This window comes from Gordonia rhizosphera NBRC 16068, from assembly GCF_000298195.1.
Classification (GTDB): domain Bacteria; phylum Actinomycetota; class Actinomycetes; order Mycobacteriales; family Mycobacteriaceae; genus Gordonia; species Gordonia rhizosphera.
On record NZ_BAHC01000053.1, the window covers coordinates 62,391 to 81,609 of the forward strand.

At 67.9% G+C, this 19,219-nt stretch carries 18 protein-coding genes, 4 tRNA genes and 1 pseudogene; 12 read left to right on the top strand and 11 right to left on the bottom strand.

Annotated elements, in window-relative coordinates; genetic code table 11:
- Nucleotides 1-3 precede the first annotated feature (3 nt).
- Complete coding sequence (locus GORHZ_RS05600; protein ID WP_006331144.1) at nucleotides 4-267, top strand: phage major capsid protein; 264 nt, start codon at nucleotides 4-6, stop codon at nucleotides 265-267.
- Nucleotides 268-497: 230 nt separating this feature from the next.
- On the opposite strand, the gene GORHZ_RS05605 is transcribed toward GORHZ_RS05600, so the two are convergent.
- From GORHZ_RS05605 to GORHZ_RS05615, 3 genes are all read right to left on the bottom strand, one after another.
- Nucleotides 498-572 (bottom strand) — tRNA-Val (locus GORHZ_RS05605).
- A gap of 14 nt (nucleotides 573-586) precedes the next feature.
- Nucleotides 587-660: transfer RNA gene (locus GORHZ_RS05610), tRNA-Cys, on the bottom strand.
- Between the two features lie 22 nt (nucleotides 661-682).
- A tRNA-Gly gene (locus tag GORHZ_RS05615) sits at nucleotides 683-755 on the bottom strand.
- 219 nt (nucleotides 756-974) lie between these two features.
- Here GORHZ_RS05615 and GORHZ_RS05620 point away from each other — a divergent pair.
- Together GORHZ_RS05620 and GORHZ_RS05625 are read left to right on the top strand one after the other, a co-directional pair.
- Nucleotides 975-1,046: transfer RNA gene (locus GORHZ_RS05620), tRNA-Val, on the top strand.
- Between the two features lie 141 nt (nucleotides 1,047-1,187).
- Nucleotides 1,188-1,658: a heme-binding beta-barrel domain-containing protein gene (locus GORHZ_RS05625; protein WP_245551354.1), complete on the top strand. Its 471-nt coding sequence runs from the start codon at nucleotides 1,188-1,190 to the stop codon at nucleotides 1,656-1,658.
- A 63-nt stretch (nucleotides 1,659-1,721) separates the two neighbouring features.
- Here GORHZ_RS05625 and GORHZ_RS05630 read toward each other — a convergent pair whose 3' ends face one another.
- The 3 genes from GORHZ_RS05630 to GORHZ_RS05640 are packed head-to-tail and all read right to left on the bottom strand — an operon-like array spanning nucleotide 1,722 to nucleotide 4,968.
- On the bottom strand, nucleotides 1,722-2,222 hold the full coding sequence (locus tag GORHZ_RS05630; protein WP_006331146.1) for a response regulator: 501 nt from the start codon (nucleotides 2,220-2,222) through the stop codon (nucleotides 1,722-1,724).
- A complete protein-coding gene (locus GORHZ_RS05635; protein WP_006331147.1) occupies nucleotides 2,219-3,550 on the bottom strand; it encodes a sensor histidine kinase in 1,332 nt (443 codons plus the stop codon). The genes GORHZ_RS05630 and GORHZ_RS05635 overlap by 4 nt, the downstream gene beginning before the upstream one ends.
- Complete coding sequence (locus GORHZ_RS05640) at nucleotides 3,547-4,968, bottom strand: SLC13 family permease (RefSeq protein ID WP_217998310.1); 1,422 nt, start codon at nucleotides 4,966-4,968, stop codon at nucleotides 3,547-3,549. The genes GORHZ_RS05635 and GORHZ_RS05640 overlap by 4 nt, the downstream gene beginning before the upstream one ends.
- 103 nt (nucleotides 4,969-5,071) lie before the next feature.
- Here GORHZ_RS05640 and GORHZ_RS05645 point away from each other — a divergent pair, with 103 nt between their 5' ends.
- The gene (locus tag GORHZ_RS05645; RefSeq protein WP_040530311.1) at nucleotides 5,072-6,496 is read left to right on the top strand and encodes a carboxylesterase/lipase family protein; all 1,425 of its coding nucleotides are present in this window, start codon (nucleotides 5,072-5,074) and stop codon (nucleotides 6,494-6,496) included.
- A gap of 72 nt (nucleotides 6,497-6,568) precedes the next feature.
- Here GORHZ_RS05645 and GORHZ_RS05650 read toward each other — a convergent pair whose 3' ends face one another.
- Nucleotides 6,569-7,489, bottom strand: coding sequence for a hypothetical protein (locus GORHZ_RS05650; protein WP_006331152.1), 921 nt, complete (start codon nucleotides 7,487-7,489; stop codon nucleotides 6,569-6,571).
- 9 nt (nucleotides 7,490-7,498) lie between these two features.
- On the bottom strand, nucleotides 7,499-8,347 hold the full coding sequence (locus tag GORHZ_RS05655) for an SDR family NAD(P)-dependent oxidoreductase (RefSeq protein WP_006331153.1): 849 nt from the start codon (nucleotides 8,345-8,347) through the stop codon (nucleotides 7,499-7,501).
- A 109-nt stretch (nucleotides 8,348-8,456) separates the two neighbouring features.
- On the opposite strand from GORHZ_RS05655, the gene GORHZ_RS05660 reads away from it, so the two are divergent.
- Nucleotides 8,457-8,678: a hypothetical protein gene (locus tag GORHZ_RS05660; protein WP_006331154.1), complete on the top strand. Its 222-nt coding sequence runs from the start codon at nucleotides 8,457-8,459 to the stop codon at nucleotides 8,676-8,678.
- 40 nt (nucleotides 8,679-8,718) lie between these two features.
- On the opposite strand, the gene GORHZ_RS05665 is transcribed toward GORHZ_RS05660, so the two are convergent.
- Together GORHZ_RS05665 and GORHZ_RS05670 are read right to left on the bottom strand one after the other, a co-directional pair.
- Nucleotides 8,719-9,666, bottom strand: a complete 948-nt coding sequence (locus tag GORHZ_RS05665) for an NAD(P)-dependent alcohol dehydrogenase (protein WP_006331155.1) — start codon at nucleotides 9,664-9,666, stop codon at nucleotides 8,719-8,721.
- 11 nt (nucleotides 9,667-9,677) lie between these two features.
- Entirely contained in the window at nucleotides 9,678-10,418 is a 741-nt protein-coding gene (locus GORHZ_RS05670; RefSeq protein ID WP_006331157.1) for a hypothetical protein, read from the bottom strand.
- A gap of 205 nt (nucleotides 10,419-10,623) precedes the next feature.
- On the opposite strand from GORHZ_RS05670, the gene GORHZ_RS05675 reads away from it, so the two are divergent.
- Complete coding sequence (locus tag GORHZ_RS05675; protein WP_006331159.1) at nucleotides 10,624-11,037, top strand: TIGR02611 family protein; 414 nt, start codon at nucleotides 10,624-10,626, stop codon at nucleotides 11,035-11,037.
- Between the two features lie 42 nt (nucleotides 11,038-11,079).
- Here the strand turns inward: GORHZ_RS05675 and GORHZ_RS05680 are convergent, their stop codons facing one another.
- Nucleotides 11,080-13,167, bottom strand: a complete 2,088-nt coding sequence (locus GORHZ_RS05680) for an FUSC family protein (protein WP_040530343.1) — start codon at nucleotides 13,165-13,167, stop codon at nucleotides 11,080-11,082.
- Between the two features lie 349 nt (nucleotides 13,168-13,516).
- Here GORHZ_RS05680 and thrS point away from each other — a divergent pair, with 349 nt between their 5' ends.
- The 6 genes and pseudogenes from thrS to GORHZ_RS05710 form a co-directional block, all read left to right on the top strand.
- On the top strand, nucleotides 13,517-15,562 hold the full coding sequence (gene thrS / locus GORHZ_RS05685; RefSeq protein ID WP_006331162.1) for a threonine--tRNA ligase: 2,046 nt from the start codon (nucleotides 13,517-13,519) through the stop codon (nucleotides 15,560-15,562).
- A complete protein-coding gene (locus tag GORHZ_RS05690) occupies nucleotides 15,555-16,121 on the top strand; it encodes an ATP adenylyltransferase (protein ID WP_006331163.1) in 567 nt (188 codons plus the stop codon). The genes thrS and GORHZ_RS05690 overlap by 8 nt, the downstream gene beginning before the upstream one ends.
- 34 nt (nucleotides 16,122-16,155) lie before the next feature.
- Nucleotides 16,156-16,884, top strand: a complete 729-nt coding sequence (pgsA, locus tag GORHZ_RS05695) for a phosphatidylinositol phosphate synthase (protein ID WP_006331164.1) — start codon at nucleotides 16,156-16,158, stop codon at nucleotides 16,882-16,884.
- A gap of 43 nt (nucleotides 16,885-16,927) precedes the next feature.
- Nucleotides 16,928-17,896 carry a phosphatidylinositol mannoside acyltransferase gene (locus GORHZ_RS05700; RefSeq protein WP_006331165.1) on the top strand — a complete coding sequence of 323 codons (969 nt, stop codon included), beginning with the start codon at nucleotides 16,928-16,930 and terminating at the stop codon, nucleotides 17,894-17,896.
- Entirely contained in the window at nucleotides 17,893-19,017 is a 1,125-nt protein-coding gene (locus tag GORHZ_RS05705) for a glycosyltransferase family 4 protein (protein WP_040530313.1), read from the top strand. The genes GORHZ_RS05700 and GORHZ_RS05705 overlap by 4 nt, the downstream gene beginning before the upstream one ends.
- An 11-nt stretch (nucleotides 19,018-19,028) precedes the next feature.
- Nucleotides 19,029-19,219, top strand: a pseudogene (locus GORHZ_RS05710) (NUDIX hydrolase); the annotation flags it as partial.

Genomic DNA, 19,219 nt, shown 5'->3' on the forward strand with positions numbered 1-19,219 from the left:
TACTTGAATCCAGACCCGACCGCCGAAGAGGCGGCCCGGCTCTCGGGGATTCAGGTTGTGCTGACGACGCAGATGACCGCAGGGAGCTGCCTGATCGCCGACAGCCACCGGGCGATGCGACTGTTTGTGCGCGAAGGTATCCGCTGCGCATGGGCCCATCCAAACGCCGACGACTTTGTCACGAACCAGGCGGCATTCCTCGCCGAGGAGCGCATCACGCTCGGCGTACTGCGCCCGACGGCGATCGCCGTCGTCACCGGGTCGTGAAGACGAGCGACATCCAGCAACCCGTCGAGACCGGAACCACCCAGACCGTGACGATCGCCGGCAATGTCCGCTGCATCAATGACGGCAACCTGTAGTCCCCAGGTCGATGCGTTCATGACGAGCCTCTCAGGTCGGGGTTTTCCGTCCTGGTCACGCGGTCGCTGTAGCACGCTAGTTGCATGAAACGCAGGTCAGGGCCGGTAAAAACCGGCCCTGACCTGCGTTGACTGTGGTGCGCGATACTGGGATTGAACCAGTGACCTCTTCCGTGTCAGGGAAGCGCTCTCCCGCTGAGCTAATCGCGCGTGTGAAATTGGTGTGGAGGTGGCGACGGGAATCGAACCCGTGTACACGGCTTTGCAGGCCGTTGCCTCACCACTCGGCCACACCACCAGATGCGAGAGGACTCGCCTCGAGCGGATGACGGGATTCGAACCCGCGACCCTCACCTTGGCAAGGTGATGCGCTACCAGCTGCGCTACATCCGCGTGGTCGGGAGCGATCTTGTGGACCGTGTTGCTCTCGACGCGATTGGGAACACTATCCGAACAAAACGTGCAACACCAAATCGCCTGGTCAGGGCGCTGGAAGTGGTGCGCGCGCGGCTCCCAGGTGGATCTGTGCCGGGATGGCGGGGCGGATTTTGGAACTCGCACCCAAGCGTGTAACCTTCTCCCTCGTGCACCGGCGCCGACCGCGCCGCGCGCGGTCCCGTGGCTCAGTGGAAGAGCGTCCCGTTCACACCGGGGAGGTCGCTGGTTCGATCCCAGCCGGGACCACAGAGAACGACGCGAGGCCCTCTCCGCAGACTGCGGGGAGGGCCTCACTCGTTCGGCGCCTCGAGTCTCGACGCCCACTCAATCGGCCGACGCGCACTCGATCGATGAAGATCCGTGATGATCGGGCATTACTCTCGCAGAGTGAATCCTGCGCCGAATCTGACCCCGATCGCCTCGCTCATCGGTACCTGGACCGGTCCCGGCCGAGGTGAGTATCCGACGATCGACCCGTTCGACTACACAGAGACCATCACCATCGAGGACATCGGAAAACCCTTCCTGGTCTACCGGCAGCGCACTCGCTCGGCGGCGGGCGTCCCGCTGCACACCGAATCCGGATTCCTCCGACTGCCGGCCGACGGCGTCGTCGAATTCACCCTCGCGCAGCCGACCGGGCACACCGAACTGTGCGAGGGGGTCCTGGAGGTCGGCGACGGAGTTGTCGCACTCAGGATGTCCGGTGTCGTGACGGGAACGGCGACGGCGAAGTCGGTGGAGGCCACCGAACGTCGGTACCGTCTGGACGGGGACAGCCTGCGCACCGACTTCGCGATGGCGGCGGTCGGAGTGCCGATGACCCATCACCTCACCTCGGAGCTGGGCCGCGTCTGATCCAGGCCGGCCACTCAACGTAGGTCGACGGCCCCGCGGGGCGGCTATCGAGTTTCCGCGCACTCACGGACGCAGCTCGGTTCCGTCTCGCCACGATTCCCGCATGATCACATCGCCGGCCAGGCAGCCCTCGAACCGATCGGTGGGTAGGCCGCTTTCGAGGACCCAGCGGGTCAGTTCCTCCTCGACCACCGTGAGCAGACGCTGCGGATCCCACGGTTTGCTCACGTAGCGGTCCAGGTGCGCGGCGTTGATCGCCTCGATGGTGTCGGCCTGGGTGGCCATTCCGGTCAGCAGGATGCTGTGCACGCCACGGAAGCGGAAGTCCGAGCGCACCCGCGTCAGAAACTCCACCCCGGTCTCAACGGGCATCAGGTGGTCGCAGATCAGCAGTGCGATCGGCCGGCCGTGGCTGTCGGCATCCTCCAATTCCTCCCACGCCTCTGCCGCGGAGGTGCAGTCCACGATGGTGAAATGGGAGGTCAGCGGCTCGAGGTCGCGCAGCAGGGCGCTGCCCACCTCACGCTGGTCGTCCACACAAACGATCAAGGGAGCCGTGCTCACGTTGCTGCTCCGTTCGTCGGTTTCGGCGCGGAATGCTCACCCGCCGGGTGCGCCAGCGGAAGGCGGACCTCGAGTTGAGCACCGTGCGGGCTGACGTTGGACGCCCCGATCATGCCGCCGTACGCGGTGACGACCGACCGGGCGAGGCTCAGCCCGAGACCCAGCCCCATGCTCGTCCGGCCGGGCGCGCCGGTCACCTGCGGGGAGAAGATCTCCGGCAGGATGTCGGGGCTGATCCCGGGTCCGTTGTCGGTCATCCGGACCCGGGCCATCCCGCCGGCGACATCGCACTCGACGCGCAACCGAGGCGGCTCGGGCAGCCCGGGGGCGCGCAAGGCGTTCGCGGCATTGCGGGCGAGGTTCGCCCAGACCTGATCGAGCTGCAGGCGGTCGCAGCGGACCTGGACGTCCGGCTGCGAAACCATCTCGACATCCACCCCGGACAGCAGGTGCCGGACCAGTCCCAGCCCCGAGTCCACTGACGCGGCGACGTCGACGGTGCTGGTGTGCGGCTGGCGGCGCTGTCCCAACGCATGCATCTGGTCCAGCACGTGACGGGTGTGGCCGATCGCCGACGTGGCGTCGGCCAGCGCCTCGCCGATCTCGAAGAACTCCAGCATGTCCCCGGAGTCCTCACCCGGGTCCGGGTCGGGCAGGCCGGCGCGGGCCCAGCGGCGGGCGAAGCTCTCGCTCCAGCCGTGCCGGGCGGCCAGTTCCCGGGCCCGCTGTCGCACCTGTGCCGACGACGGGTGCGGATGCTCCGCCCGGCCGGCGGTGAAGGCGTCGACGACCTCCGCACTGCGACCCTGCAGCAGGCGCTGGGTCACCACCCGATCGAGCCACGACCAGCCCTGCAAGGCAACGGTCAGGGTGTTGTTGAGTTCGTGCGCGATCCCGGCGCCGAACTGCGCGACGCCGAGCATCCGCTCCAGCTCGCTGCGCTGCATATCCCGCCGATGCAGGGCGTGGATCACCAGCGGGACCAGGTTCGCGTCCACCGACTCCTTGCGCTCGGCGGGGATCACCGCCCGGTCCAGGTAGGCCAGTGACACCTCACCCATCGCCACCATGTCGTAGACGGAGACATGCGGCCGGCCGAAGAAGCTGTTGACCCCGGCCAGGTCGCCGCTGCGCAGCACGAAGAGCTCACGCCACACGCCTTGCTCATCCTCGCCTTCGCAGCGCAGTTCGCCCTCGAGCACCAGGTATAGGCGGGTGTTCGGCTGCCCGACCCGCATCAGTGCCTCGCCCGGGGCGAGGGTCTGCGTGCGTGCGTCCGGGCCGAAGTACTCCGCGGCGACGTCGAGATGCTTCTCGGGGCGGCTCATGTCGCCACCAGGATCGTGACGAGGACCGCCGTCGCGGCCAGACCGATCAGCCCGAGCAGCACACCGGGGCGTGCCATGTCCCGCGTCTGAAGTTCACCGGTGGCGTGCGCCATCGAGTTCGGCGGGGTGCTCACCGGCAGCGCCATCGCCAGCGAACACGCGAAGGTGGTCATGATCAGCGCCGGCATCGCCCCGCCGAGCGATTCCAGCGCGGGAGTGTCGACACCGAGGGCGGCGACCAGCGGCAGCAGCAGCGCCGCGGTGGCGGTGTTGGAGATGAAGGTGCTCATCACGATCGCCAGCACACCGAGGACGGCGATGATCACCACGCCGTGGAACGAGGCGAACGGCACCTGGTCGACGAACCACTGACTCAGACCGGTGGAGAACATCGCATTGCCCAGCGCCACGCCGCCGGCGACCAGCCACAGCACCTCCCAGCTCAGCGACCGCAGGTCCTTGGCGTTCATCACCCCGGTCACCAGGAACACCGCGATCGGGATCATGGCGATCATGTTGGACGGCACCCCGTGCCACGAACTGGTCAGCCAGAGCAGCACGGTGACCACGAAGGTCACGTAGACGATGACCGCCTTGGGCGAGATCAGCCACCGGGAGTCGATCTCCAGCCGGACGTGCGTGGTCTCCGAACGATAGAGCCGGCCGATCAGCAGCCAGGCGATCACGAGCAAGACCACGACGAATGGCATCGCGAACAGCATCCACTGCCCGAAGTTGATCGGGGAGATCCCGAGTTCGTTGCCCGGACCGAGATAGTTGATCGCCACCGCGTTCGGCGGGGTGCCGATCGGGGTACCGATCCCACCGATGTTGGCACCGATCGGAATGGCCAGCACCAGGGCCCGGCGGGCCGGGTCGTCGGGTTCCAGGCTGGCGATGACCGGCGCCGCGACCGCCAGCATCATCGCGGCGGTGGCGGTGTTCGACATGAACATCGAGAACAGGGCGGTGATGCTCAGCAACGCCAGGACCACCATCGGCGTTCGGGACCCGAACGGCGCCAGGATCACCCGGGCGAGGTTGCGGTCGAGGCGGTACTTGGTGGCCGCAGCAGCCAGGAAGAAGCCACCGAGGAACAGGATGATGATCGGGTCGGCGAAGGCCGCCAGGATCCCGGCGTAGGGCAGCGGGTCACCGGATCCCTCGGGCAGTGCCCACAGCGACGGGACCTTGTCCGAGATCAGGAACAGTTCCGCCGTGATGACCACGACCGAGGTGGCGAAGATCGGGATCGGCTCCAGCACCCAGGCCAGCACGGCGAACACGAAGATCGCCAGCAACCGGTGCTGCACCTCGTCGAGGCCACCGAAGGACGGCGACAGCAGAACGGCGACGGGGACACCCACGACGAGGATGCCACGCCAGGACGCCGCCACCTCGTTCCCAAGAGCCGTCACGCCATGAGGCTAACCAACGATGCCCGCTCTCACAGGCCGGACGCGGCGCCACAATGTTCAGTGAGAGCACCAGCGGCCACTGCCATCGCGTACCGTCGGCGGTATGACTCGTGCTGACGTGGAAGCCCCCGCGGTGATCACAGCCGGCGGCCGGGTGTCCGGCCTCCTCGTCGATGGGATCTTCTCCTATCTCGGAATCCCGTATGCGGCACCGCCGACAGGCGAGTCGGCTTTCGCCGCTCCGAAGCCTGCCGTCGCATGGGCGGGTGTCCGGCCGGCCACCGAGTACGGGCCGACCGCCCCGCAGGTCGGCTATCCCGCCCCGATCGCGGCACTGCTCGACAACGCGATCGCGCTCGGCGATGACTACCTCAATCTCAATGTGTGGACCCCAGACCCGGGCGCGGGCGGATTACCGGTGATGGTGTGGATTCACGGGGGCGCATTCACGCGCGGTTCCAATCGCCTCGAGATCTATGCCGGGGACACGTTCGCGCGCGACGGCGTCGTCTGCGTCGGGATCAACTATCGGCTCGGCACAGCCGGTTTCGCCTCGATCGAGGGGGCGCCCGACAACCGCGGGTTGCTCGATCAGATCGCCGCGTTGGCGTGGGTGCGTGACAACATCGCCGCTTTCGGAGGTGACCCCGACAATGTCACCGTCTTCGGCGAGTCCGCCGGTGCGATGAGCGTCGCGTCACTATTGGCATCACCACTCGCCGCTGGCCTGTTCCGACGCGCAATCATGCAGAGTGGCAACGGTTCTGCCGCCGCCGATCCTGCCGACGCACGCAAGGTCACCGCTCGGATGGCGCAGATCCTCGAGATCGACGCGACCGCCGAAGGCTTCGGCCGCCTCAGCGTCGACGAAATGCTACGCGCCCAAACGCAGGTGGCGCTCGAGTTGATGCTCGACCCGGACCCGGAGGTGTGGGGACCGACGATCGTCCACCTCGGCATGGGGATGATGTCGCAGTTCCCGGTCGTGGACGGGGAGGTCCTCACCGCGATTCCGCAGGAGGCCATCGCGGCCGGGTCCGGGGCCCACATACCGTTGCTCGCGGGCTGGAACGCCGACGAGTTCCGATTCTTCATGGTCGCGACCGGCGGAGCGCAGGCCGTCACCGAGGAGGCCGCGGCGGCGATTCTCGGGCGTCGTCCCGGCGGCCTCGACTATCTCCGCAGTCGGCTCGACGCCGGGGCGAGCGCAGGTGATGTGGTCAGCGAGGCGCTCACCGCGCGGGCATTCTCGTCCCCGACGATCGCGATCGCCGAGTCCCGACCGGCCGGCGCGACACACCTGTACGAGTTCGGATACCGCAGTCCACAGGCCGACATCCGGGCCGGTCATGCGGTGGAGATCCCGTTCGTCTTCGACCATCTCGGCACCGCCCATGCGTTGATCGGACCCGAACCCGATCAGCGCATCGCCGACGAGATGCATCACGCATGGGCGAGGTTCGCGACGAACGGTGATCTGGGATGGTCGGCGCACCGCGATGCCGGTGATGTGCGGCGTTTCGTCTGATCCTCGAGCGGCGGATGGCCCGGCACCATCAGGCCACCGCGATGCGCACCGTGTGCGCCCGATTCCCGCCGGTCAGGTGTAGGCCCGCAGAACGCGCAGGGCGGTCAGCGTGACCCACGGATTGGGTTCGCCCGCAGGCGGATACGTCAGGTGTGTCTTCCCGGGGTGACCGCGATGCGCGGCCCACCGTCCGTCGGACCGTCGGCGCGACTCGAGCACCGAGCAGGCGTCCTGCATCCGCTCGTCGTAGCCGACATCAGCGGCCCGAAGCGCGTCGAGTCCTCTCAGCACGTCGAAGTACCAGCGGGCCGGGTAGTGCAACCGGGTGAAGTCGGGGCGGATCGGCCTGCCGGTGTGTTCGCTGCGAAACAATCGGTGCCGCAGCAGGAACTCCACCGCCGCCGCGCGGGCATCGCACAGTTCCGCGCGGCGGTGGAGGTACCCGGCCTGCTCGTAGGCGGTGACTGCCTCGATCACCGAGGTGCTGGTGTGCACCGAGGAGTGCCTTGCGCCGGTGCGCCTCGTGCGGCAGTTGAATCCGCCGTCGGGCATCTGCTCGGCGAGGATGGCGTCGACGATGCTGACCAGTTGACCGGCGTCGCTGCCGAACCAGGAGAGGTAGTTCAGCGCCATGCCATTGACGCAGACGTCGCTGTGTCTTGTCGTCGGGCGTGGGTCGACTCCGCCGTCGCGAACCTTGTGGTCGCGCAGCACGAGTGCGCAGGCGTCACGCGCGGTCGAATTGGTGGGAGAAAGGCCGAGCCCCCGCAATTCGAGCAGCGTGTAGTGCGTCGAGGTCCATTTGGGGTTGTAGAAGCCCCCACCCCAGTGCCCACGCGGCCCGCGGGCGGCGAGCAGTGCGGCGCCAGCCCCTTCGTCCTCGATGCGGCCTTGCAGCCTGGCGTCGTCGTGGCCGAGCAGATCACGCGTCGCCTGGTACGCGACGGACGGGTCACTGCTCAGCAGCCATTCCAGAACCGGAGCCTCGTCCACCGAGCGCGCTCACGATCCCGGGACGGGAAACTGGGTGCGCATGGCGAGATCCCAGATTCGATCCGGGGTGAGACGGCGCTGCGCAATCGTCAACTTCGCCGACGCGGTGACCGTGTAACGCGGTCGCGGCCTGCTCGCGGCGAGCGCCTTGTGAACCCTCTTGGCGACATCCTCGGGTCCGCCGCCGAGGATCTTCGCCACCGGGCTGCGATAGATACTGTCCGTCGTCTCCGCCACGGTGTCGTTGAACCGGCGATAGGGGCCGTCGGTGTCCAGACCCGACATCGACGACGTCGCGGCGGTGGCGAACTCGGTGGTGATCAGCCCCGGCTCGACGAGGACCACCTGCACGCCGAATCCCTGTACCTCGAACCGCATCGCGTCGGAGAGTGCCTCGACCGCGTACTTGGTGGCGTGATAGGCCCCACCGCCGGGAAAGGTGAGCTTGCCGCCCATCGAGCCGATATTCACGATCCGACCGCGCCCGGCGCGGCGCATGCCGGGCAGCGCGAGTTGGCACATCCGGACCAGCCCGAAGACATTCGTCTCGAACTGCCTGCGGAGGTCGTCGAGTGGGATCGACTCCACCGCCCCCGACTGCGAATACCCCGCGTTGTTGACCAGCGCACCGATCGCACCGTGCTCGGCCTCGACCGCTGCCACCGCCGTACTCATCGATTCCTCGTCGGTGACGTCGAGCGCGATTGTCGTGCAACCCATCTCGGCCAGTGCGGCGAGAGTCTCGGGTCTGCGGGCGGTCGCGTAGACGGTGTGTCCGTGACGGATCAGATGCGCAGCCGTCGCCGCGCCGATACCGCTCGAACAGCCGGTGATGAGTACCGGGTCGGATCGGTTCATGGGAATTCCCTCCGGGGGCTGAAGACCAGTGATGTCCTGACTCAACCGATACATCACGATTCGGCAGCCGACCGGCGAATCGCTGTAGGCGGGGATAACATCATCGGCCATGTATGCCGTTCCCGACGACCCGTCTCGGTTGCAGGCCATGGTGTTCGTGCGGGAGTTCGAGGCGCTGGCGGACAAGCTGGTCGTCGAGATCGAGGGTCACCGACCGCACTCCACCGAGATGCTTCAATTATTGGCCGAGCTGCGTGAGGTTCGTGAGCACATCAGACGGTTGCAGGTGTCATTCGGGTTGGCGTCACGTCACGGACGGGAAACCGCGTAGAGTTCGTCGGCGGGGCGCGCGCGATCGGCGGCCGTGTCCGTCACGGCGTGACGACCACCTTGCCGAGGGCCTGACCTGCGCCGACACGGGCGAGGGCATCGGCGGTCTCCTCGAGTGGGTAGGTGCGATCGATCTGGGTGGCGACCTCGCCTGCGAGGCGCATGTCGGTCAGTGGGGTGAAGTTGGCCGGGCCCTCCCTCACCACCAGCATGCCCAGCCGGCGGCCGGTGACACCGCCCACGACGACACCGGCGGTCACTACCCGCAGCAGCGTCGGCACGGTGCCGCCGACGCAGTGATAGCGGCCGCCGCGATTGAGGGCCCGGCGATAGGCGAAGACCGAACGGTGCGCGACCATGTCGAGGATCAGGTCGTAGCGCTGACGGGTGAAGTCGTCGCGGTGGTAGTCGATGACCTCGTCGGCGCCGAGCGAGCGCATGAAGTCGAGCTTTGCTGCGTTGTCCACACCCGTGACGTGGGCGCCGGCCCGTTTGGCCAGTTGGATCGCAAACACACCGGCGCCACCTCCGCCTCCGTTGATCAGGACGCGCTTACCGGGTCCGGCGCCACGGGTGCCTTGCAGCGCGATCGCACCCGATTGGGGGATCGTCGAGGCCTCGATGAATTCCAGCTCGGCCGGTTTGAGCGTCAGCGCCTTCTCGGCCGCGACCGCGTACTCGGCGAATCCACCCTTGAGAGCAAGATTGTCGCCGTAGACCGCGTCGCCGGGGCGGAATCGGGTGACACCCTCACCGATCGCGTCCACCCACCCGGCGATGTCGGAGCCAAGCGTCGGCTGTGCCGGTTTGCGCAGCCCGCCGATGCGTGAGTAGGCCGGGCGGCCACGAAGGGTTTCCCAGTCGCTCAGGTTGACCGATGTCGCGACCACCTTGACCCGCACCTGTCCCGCACCGGGATCCGGGAGTGGCACGTTTGCGACGCGAAGTACCTCCGGTGGCCCGTACTTGTCTTGGATGACCGCCTTCACGGTCCTCTATGTTATTGGCCGGAGCCGGTGATGTGGGCGATCCGATCATGGAAGACCCGCCAGCGACGCTCGTCCTCATGGGTGAGCACCGCACTCTCGGTCGCGAGATCGGCGGCGTGGGCAATCATTTCGGCCGCTGAGAACAGGTATCTGGCCGAGACACGGTCCCCGGCCAGGTCGTCGCGTAACGCGGCGGGAGTGAAATCGATCCGACGCATGATCGCCACGGCACGGCGAAGACAGAGCGCGATCAGTCGCGCGGTGGACGCGTTGCGCCAGTTGTTGCCGATGATCCGGTGGCGTTCCGCGAGGAGGTCGGCGAGCCCCGGATAGGCGAGCAGCGCCTCGGACATCGCCCAGGAGGTTTCCATCGCGGAGGCGAGCCAAGTGCCGCTCTGTTCGCTGCGGTCGGCGTGGGCCTCGAGTTCGGCCTCGATCACGCTGATCTCCGCCGGCTCGCCGCCGCCTTCCATGAAGAGGACCCCGCTCGTCTCGATCGCACGTTCGTCGTTGAGATCGGGGGCCCCGGCGAACGGGCTCGGCGATGGTGTCGATGTCGGCTCGGCAGAGGACCAGCGCTCGGCCAGAGCGGTCAGCGTGCGGGCGACGCGCTGCAACGCGAGCGCATCGGTCAGCGGTGCCTCGGAGTAGTACTTCTCGTGCTCGCGGTGATAGCGGGAGAGGTTCCCGGCGATGTCCAGGAGCCCGTCGGTGGCGGGTGAGGGTTGTTCGCGCGCATCGTCGGCACCCATGGTGGCCTCCCGAAGTCACTCATCTGAAGACCTCACCCTAACAGCGGGCCCGCAGTCATATCCTCAACCGCGCACCCACCAACAGTGGTTTTCAGCAGCGGCACGATAACCCGATCCTGTGCTGCGATCGCGCGCGGCTGGCGTCGAGCGCTTGTCGCGTAGGCTGAAATCCTCATCGGTCGGATCGGATACGGATGCGGAGAAGATGTCGGCCTGGAAACGGTTGCGGGTGTGGGGGCGAAAACGGCGCTACGTGATCCGGCAGAATCCGAGACAACACCGTGCGTACCGCATCGCCGTCGGTGTCCTCGGGACGATTGTGTTGGCAGGCGGCGTCGTCGCGATTCCATATCCCGGCCCGGGCTGGTTGATCGTCTTCGTCGGCCTCGGCATCCTGGCGTCGGAGTTCCATTGGGCCCATCGGGTGCTGGTGTTCGCCCGGGGGCGCTACGACGCGTGGACGGACTGGATCGCCCGACAGCACTGGAGCGTGCAGGGTGGCGTGTGGATGGGTACGGCGGCGATCGTGCTGGTCACGCTGTGGCTGCTCGGCGTCATCGCCATGGTGGCCGGCTGGGTGAACGTGCACGCCGACTGGCTCGCCAGCCCCATCTTGTAGTGACGATTCCGCAACCGCGGGTCGAAGACGACTGCCGGCGGTTCACGCGGCCGCTCGCGCCCGCGCCTGGTGATCCCGGAGCAACTCCAGCTCGTTGAGGTGAGCGGCGGTCCAGAGCAGAGGGGCGCCGGCCGCATCGGCACCGGGTGCGTCCAGGAGGTCCGCACCGACGGATGCCGACGGGGGATGTTCGGACCCGCCGGTGAGCCAGTCGGCGAGTGCGGCTGCGTGTCGTTCCAGCACAGCGCACGCAGGGGCGTCGGGACCCGGCGGTGCGCTTGACGTGATCCGCGCGATCGCCTCGGCGGCGAGCACCGTTCGAACCGTCCGCGTCGAGGCGTGCAGGACCGGTCTGATGCCGTCGCGGGTCCCACCGCGCTCGGCGAGATACTGCCGGACGTCGTCGTCGAAGGTCCGGGAGGTCGCATAGGCCTCGGCCTGGACCGCGGGGTCGACGGCCTGGTGGCGGGTGACGTGCTGTACCGCCGCGACCAGGAAACGCGCCCCCGCGGCGGCCGCCCCCGCCTCGCCGACCCGCATCGTCGTCGCTGCGCTCCGCGGCCACAACAGAAAGGCGACGACGACCGCCACCGCCGAGCCGAGCAGGACGTCCTCGATCCTGATCAGCCCCACCCGGAAACCGACGGGGTCGATCACGTTGAACAACAGCAGGACCGTGACCGTGAAGGCCGCCTGGCCGGCGGTGAACGACACCACCTCGGGCACGAATGCGGCGAGGAAGATGGCGGGCGGCAACGCGACCCAGAGCACGACCGGCCCGGTCCCCAGCAGTTCGAGGATGGCGGCGCCGATCGCGAAGCCGACGACGGTCCCGAGGATGGCGCGCAGCACCGACGACCCGGTCGTGAGTGCGGAACTGCGCAGGACCGACAGGGTGCCGAGCACGATCCAGAAACCATGCTGCACCGAGAAGAACTCGGTGACGGCTACCGCCATGGCCAGACCGAGCCCTCCGCGAAGGCTGTTCTGCAGAGTGATCGACCGGGTCCGGAGATAACCACGGAGGTAGTTGGGGGAGACCAGTGACCGGGGGATGGCTCGGCCATCCGGCCCCTCGCCGGACAGGCCGCGTCCGAGTAGTCGGTCGACCACGGGACGCCGATCGGCGGCGGCCGACCAGGCGATGATGCGACCGGTGGTCGCCACCGCCGAGTCCACGGCGTGCGACGCCAGCACCGCGGTGGCGGCGCGGTTATCCCGTGCGGCAGTGAACTCAGCGAACGCCCGGTCGCGCTCGTCGTCCAGTTCGGCGACCAGGTTCTCGAGCCGGGAAAGCGATCGACGATGCTGTTCGGGTTCTGCGGGCTCGATGGTCGATGCGGCGGTGCGCAGAACCCGCGCAGCGGTTTCCGGTGACGACCCCGCCAACGGCGGGTCCACCGATGTCCGCAGGGTCAGGCGGTCGGTCAGCCACTGCAACTGACCGACCACACGGACCAACGCCCGGCTCCCGGCCGACAGGCCGACAGGCCGACAGGCAGTTGCGAGAAAGCTCGTCTGCAGGTCGGCCATGGCTGCCCTCGCGTCGGCCGGATCGCCATCACCTTCCAGCACGCCGGCGAGCAGCCTGCAGGTACGGGCCGCCCGAGCGCGCAGGCGGTCATGGTGGTGTGGTGCGAACAGGTACAGCGCCGCGGGGACGCAGCAGGCGAGAGCAATCGCCCAACCCAGCAGACGGTCGCCGACGGTGCTCGGCGGTGCCGGTGATGCCACCGGCAGCACGAAAGTCAGCAGCACCGAGCGTTGGGATGCGGCGAGTGCGGCGCTGACGACGCCGATGAACAGGACTACCGATCCGATCGCGAACATGGCCAGCACCGCGAGCCAGGCGATCTCGGAGACCAGGGTTCCGAGGGTGATCAGCCCAGCGCCGATCGCGGCGAGCCCGAGGTAGCCGACCGCGCGGGCACGCCGGTCGCCGGGGAAGTCGACGAACACCAACAGCGCGAACGACCCGAATGCGGCGAAGAGCGGGGTCTGTGACCCGCCGACGACGAAGTAACCGATCGCGAACGCCGACGGGATGACGAACGCGGCGCGCAGTGCCCTGCGCAGCGCGTCATGCTCGGGATCCTGGGTGCGAACATGATCCCGGAAGACAGCTGCCATGTCACGCGCCACGGATTTCACCACCCGGCCGGGTGCACACGGGAAGTGGGTGGAACAGATCCGATCCGGTTGGTGTCATAGCCCACCCGTTGGTCGCCCGATGGTGTCGCTGCGTGGCGTCGTCGACGCCGGTATCGTACCGCGATCCGCGCCCCGGGCTGAGCGGCGTCGGACCGAAACGGCGCTCACCCGTGCCTCGCGGCGCTCGCACGCGCCTCGGCACCGGCGCGGTGGGCGATTGCGGTGGGGGTGCGGCGAGGATGATCGGCGCAGATAACATCAAGCTGCAGACATCCGTTTCCCGTCGTGCGCGTCCTCGTGTACGGCAGACCCCGAGGAGTGCCCCGAAGTGCCCGACGACCTCACCGTGTCCCGCGCCACCACCATCCGTGTGCCGGCCGGGACCACCGCGGGCACGGCGCTGCGCGAGCATGAGCTGCCCAACAAGGGACCCGAGGCTGTCGTCGTCGTACGCGACGCCGCAGGTCAGCTGCGTGATCTGTCCTGGACTCCGGAACTCGACACCGACGTCGAACCGGTAGCCGCGAACACTGAGGCGGGCCGCAGCGTCATCCGCCATTCCACCGCCCACGTCCTTGCGCAGGCGGTGCAGGAGCTGTTCCCGGAGGCCAAACTCGGTATCGGCCCGCCCATCCGCGACGGCTTCTACTACGACTTCGACGTCGCCGAACCGTTCACCCCCGAGGACCTCGCGGCCATCGAGAAGAAGATGAAGCAGATCGTCAAGTCGGGGCAGCGGTTCTCCCGGCGGGTCTATCGGTCGAAGGACGAGGCACGACTCGAACTCGTATCCGAGCCGTACAAGCTCGAACTCATCGACGACAAGGGTGCCGCGGCCGACAACGAGGTGATGGAGGTCGGCGGCGCCGAACTGAGCGCCTACGACAACCTCAACCCGCGCACCGGTGAACGCATCTGGTGCGACCTGTGCCGCGGACCACATGTGCCGACGACGAAGTACATTGCGGCCTTCAAGCTGACTCGCTCCTCGGCGGCGTACTGGCGCGGCGATCAGGACAACGCCGATCTGCAACGTGTCTACGGAACCGCGTGGGAGTCGACGGAGGCGCTCGACACGTATCTGGATCTGCTGGCCGAGGCCGAACGCCGCGACCACCGCCGGCTGGGCGCAGAGCTGGACCTGTTCAGCTTCCCCGACGAACTCGGTTCGGGGTTGCCGGTGTTCCATCCCAAGGGCGGCATCATCCGCAAGGAGATGGAGGACTTCTCCCGTGCCCGGCACGTCGCCGCGGGATACGAGTTCGTCAACACCCCGCATCTGTCGAAGGGACACCTGTTCGAGGTGTCCAAGCATCTCGACTGGTACGCCGAGGGCATGTTCCCGGCGATGCACCTCGATGCCGAGTACAACGACGATGGCACCATCCGCAAGCCGGGGCAGGACTACTACGTCAAACCGATGAACTGCCCGATGCACAATCTGATTTACCGCTCGCGGGGCCGCTCCTACCGTGAACTGCCGTTGCGGTTCTTCGAGTTCGGCTCGGTGTATCGCTACGAGAAGTCCGGTGTCGTGCACGGTCTGACCCGTGCACGGGGCTTCACCCAGGATGACGCGCACGTCTACTGCACCCAGGAGCAGGTGGTCGACGAGCTGACCAGCACCCTGCAGTTCGTGCTGCAGCTGCTCAAGGACTACGGCCTCGACGACTTCTACCTCGAATTGTCCACCAAGGACCCGAAGAAGTTCGTCGGCACCGACGAGGTGTGGGCAGAGGCCACCGAGACGTTGCGCAAGGTCGGCGAGGCGTCAGGTCTCGACCTGATCCCCGATCCCGGGGGCGCCGCCTTCTACGGACCCAAGATCTCGGTGCAGGCCAAGGATGCGCTCGGCCGGACGTGGCAGATGTCGACACTGCAGCTCGACTTCTTCGAGCCGGAGCTGTTCGAGCTCGAGTACACCGCCTCGGACGGGACCAAGAAGCGTCCTGTGATGGTCCATCGGGCGCTGTTCGGCTCGATCGAGCGGTTCTTCGGTGTCCTGACCGAGCACTACGCGGGTGCGTTCCCGGCATGGCTGGCGCCGGTCCAGGTCGTCGGCATCCCGGTCGCGGATACCTTCGGCGACCATCTGCAGGGCGTCGTCGACACGCTGCGCTCCCGGGGGGTCCGGGCCGACGTCGACCACTCCGACGACCGGATGCAGAAGAAGATCCGCACCCACACCACGGCCAAGGTGCCCTTCATGCTGCTGGCCGGTGAGCGTGACGTCACAGCGGGGGCGGTGAGCTTCCGCTTCCGCGACGGCACCCAGGTCAACGGGGTCCCGGTGGACCGCGCCGTCGAACTCATCTGCGAGTGGATCGACCAGCGCCGCAACGATTCCCCGACCGCGGACACCGTCGATGGCTGAGCAGGACGCCGTCGATCCGACACGGGTCATCCGTGACTGCGGCGCCGGCGACGCGGACCGGTTGCAGCGTCTGTGGACCCCGCACCGGATGACCTACATCACCGCCGATCCGCCGCCGTCGGCGAAGACGACCGGGCATCCGTTCCTCGACATCCCCCTGATGTCCGACGAGGACGGGCTCATCGTCGCGCGCGGTGAGACCGTCTATGCGGTGCTCAACCTCTACCCGTACAACCCGGGTCACACGATGATCGTGCCCTACCGTCAGGTCGCCGAACTGGAGGATCTGACTCCCGAGGAGTCCTCGGAACTGATGTCCTTCACCCAGCGCATGATCCGCACGATCAAGGCGGTGTCCAATCCCAACGCGTTCAACGTCGGGTTGAATCTCGGCTACGCCGCGGGCGGCTCGCTGGCCGAGCACCTGCACCAGCACATCGTGCCGCGCTGGGTCGGCGACGCGAACTTCATCACTGTTGTCGGAGAGACGAAGGTCGTGCCACAGTTGCTGCGCGACACCCGGTCGCTGCTCGCGGCCGCATGGCTCGAACAGTCGTGAGCCCGGTCGGGCGGGGGACGAGAGGAGCGGGCAGATGTTGAGCATCCGGGGGCGGGCCTCGGTGTCGAAGGTGACGTTGCCGATCGGGCACGCGCTGCTGAGGACCGGTCTCACCCCGGATCTCATGACGCTCATCGGCACCGCGGCGACGATCGCCGCGGCGCTGACGCTGTTTCCGATGGGGTATCTGTTCGCCGGCACGTTGGTCATCTGGCTGTTCGTGATGTTCGACATGCTCGACGGTGCGATGGCGCGGGCCCGCGGCGGCGGTACCCGCTTCGGCGCGGTGCTCGACGCCACCTGCGATCGGATCGCCGACGGCGCCATCTTCGCCGGGCTGGCGTGGTGGGCCGCGGTCACCGAACCCCATGATCTGCTGCTCGTCGCGACCCTGATCTGCCTGGTCACCTCCCAGGTGATCTCGTATGCGAAGGCGCGTGCCGAGGCCAGCGGCCTCAACGGCGACGGCGGTTGGATCGAGCGACCGGACCGGCTGATCATCGTGCTGGTCGGCGCGGGTTTCACCGGACTGGGCGTGTGGTGGGCCATCCACATCGCGATGTGGGTGCTCGCGGTGCTGTCGGTCATCACCGTCGGGCAACGGATGTGGTCGATCTACTCCTCACCGGGCGCCCGCGATCTGATCCCACTGGGCAAACCGGGTGACGACAAACCCGACGGTGACAATCCCGACGGTGACAGACCCGACGGGGGCGGCGAGCCGCCGGCGGCGGGCACGCAGCCGCAGGCCGGGACACACTGACACCCGTGGTGATCCGGGAGATGATCCGACGAGCGAGGATCCGATGAGTTCCGTCACGGCCAGACTGTCCGACCTGGGCTACGCCGCGGGGTGGGCGGCCGTCCGATACGCACCGGACCGGCTGGCCCGCGGCGTGTTCGACAGGTTCGGCGACCTGGCCGGCCGTCGGCACGGTGGGCCCGCCCAGTTGCGGCGCAACCTGGCGCGCGTGATCGGGACGACACCCGACGCGGTGCCCGACGACCTGGTGGCCGCCGCGGTGCGCTCCTACGCGCGGTACTGGTGTGAGGCCTTCCGTCTCCCGGCCCAGGATTTCGCCGAGATGGCCGCCACGGTGACGGTGCCCGACACCGATCGCGCCAATCTGGACGCGGCGCTCGAGCGTGGCAAGGGAGTGGTCCTGTCGCTCCCGCACAGCGGCAACTGGGACATGGCCGGGGTCTGGCTGGTCCGGCATTACGGCCGGGGGGTCGCGACGGTCGCCGAGCGCCTCGAGCCGGAGTCGCTGTTCGACCGTTTCGTCTCCTACCGGGAATCGCTGGGGTTGGAGATTCTCCCCCTCAGCGGTGGTGAGCAACGCCCGTTCGATGTGCTCGGCGACCGTCTGCGCGCCGGCGACATCGTCTGCCTGCTCGGCGAGCGGGATCTGGCCCGCACCGGTGTCCCGGTGACCTTCTTCGGTGAGCCCACCCGGATGCCCGCGGGCTCGGCCCGCCTGGCCATCGAGACCGGTGCGAGCCTGCTACCCGTGCACCACTGGTTCACCGAGGCGCCGACGTCGCGCATCTCCTGCGGTGCGCCCATCGACGTCTCCGGCGGCGTCGGTCCGACGACGCAGGCTCTCGCCGACGCATTCGCCGCGAACATCGCCGCGCACCCGCAGGACTGGCACATGCTGCAGCCGCTGTGGGAGGCAGACTGGTCGGCAGCCCGGCGCGCCCGCATCGAGGGCACCGATGCATCGTCTCCGTCGACCGCCGACGATGCCGCGACCCGGGAACACGGACGATGAGGATCGGCATGGTGTGCCCCTACTCGTTCGACGTCCCCGGCGGCGTCCAGGCGCACGTGGTGGAACTGGCCAAGGTCTTCATCGAACGCGGCCACGAGGTCAGCGTGCTGGCCCCCGCGGCCCCCGACACCGTGCTGCCGCCGTATGTGGTGTCAGCGGGTCCGGCACTGGCGATCCCGTACAACGGTTCGGTGTCGCGGGTGAACTTCAGCCCGAAAGGTTATCTGCGTCTTCGGGAGTGGATCGCCGAGGGTGACTTCGACGTCCTGCACGTGCACGAACCCAACTCGCCGAGCATCTCCATGCTGTCGCTGATGGTGGCCTCCGGACCCATCGTCACGACCTTCCACACCTCGACGACGCGTTCGTTGTGGCTCACCGTCTTCCAGGGCATCCTGCGGCCCTACCACGAACGCATCGCCGGCAAGATCGCGGTATCCGAGCTGGCCCGGCGCTGGCAGATGGAATCGCTGGGCTCGGATGCGGTGGAGATCCCCAACGGTATCGACGTGGGCTGCTTCGCCGCGGCGCAGCCGCTGGACGGCTATCCATGGCCGGGGCACTCGATCCTGTTCCTCGGGCGCTACGACGAACCCCGCAAGGGGATCGACATCCTGATGCGCGCGCTGCCCGACGTCGTCGAGAGATTCCCTGATCTGCGGGTGCTCATCGTCGGCGGCGGTAACGAACGAGCCCTGCGCCGCCGCGCCGGAAAGCTGTCGGATCACCTCGTGTTCCTCGGCCAGGTCGACGACGCGACGAAGGCACGCGCGTTGCGTTCGGCGGACGTGTACTGCGCGCCCAACCTCGGCGGGGAGAGCTTCGGCATCGTGCTGGTCGAGGCGATGGCGGCCGGTGCCGCTGTGGTCGCCAGCGATCTCAATGCCTTCCGGCGGGTGCTCGACGACGGGCGCGCCGGGCGGCTGGTGCCGACGGGGTCGGCCGAGGACCTCGCGGCCGCGCTCATCGACCTGCTCTCCGACGACGAGGCCCGCGCCGACCTGGTCGCGGCGGGTCGTCGGCGCGCCGACCGCTACGACTGGTCGCGGGTGGCAGACCAGATCCTGCGTGTCTACGAGACCGTGACGGTCGGGGCCGGCCCGGTCGTCGTGACGGATTAGGGGCGGCGCGGATGACCTTGTCGGGACTGAGCATCGTGGTGATCATCGTGATCGTGCTGGCGGCATTCGCGATGGGCTGGGCGTTCCAGACCGCCAACCGCCTCGACCGGCTCAACGTGCGTGTCGACCTCGCGCGGCAGGCACTCGAGTCGGCGCTGGCCCGCCGCGCGGTCGTGGTCCGCGCGATTGCCGCGGGGATGAT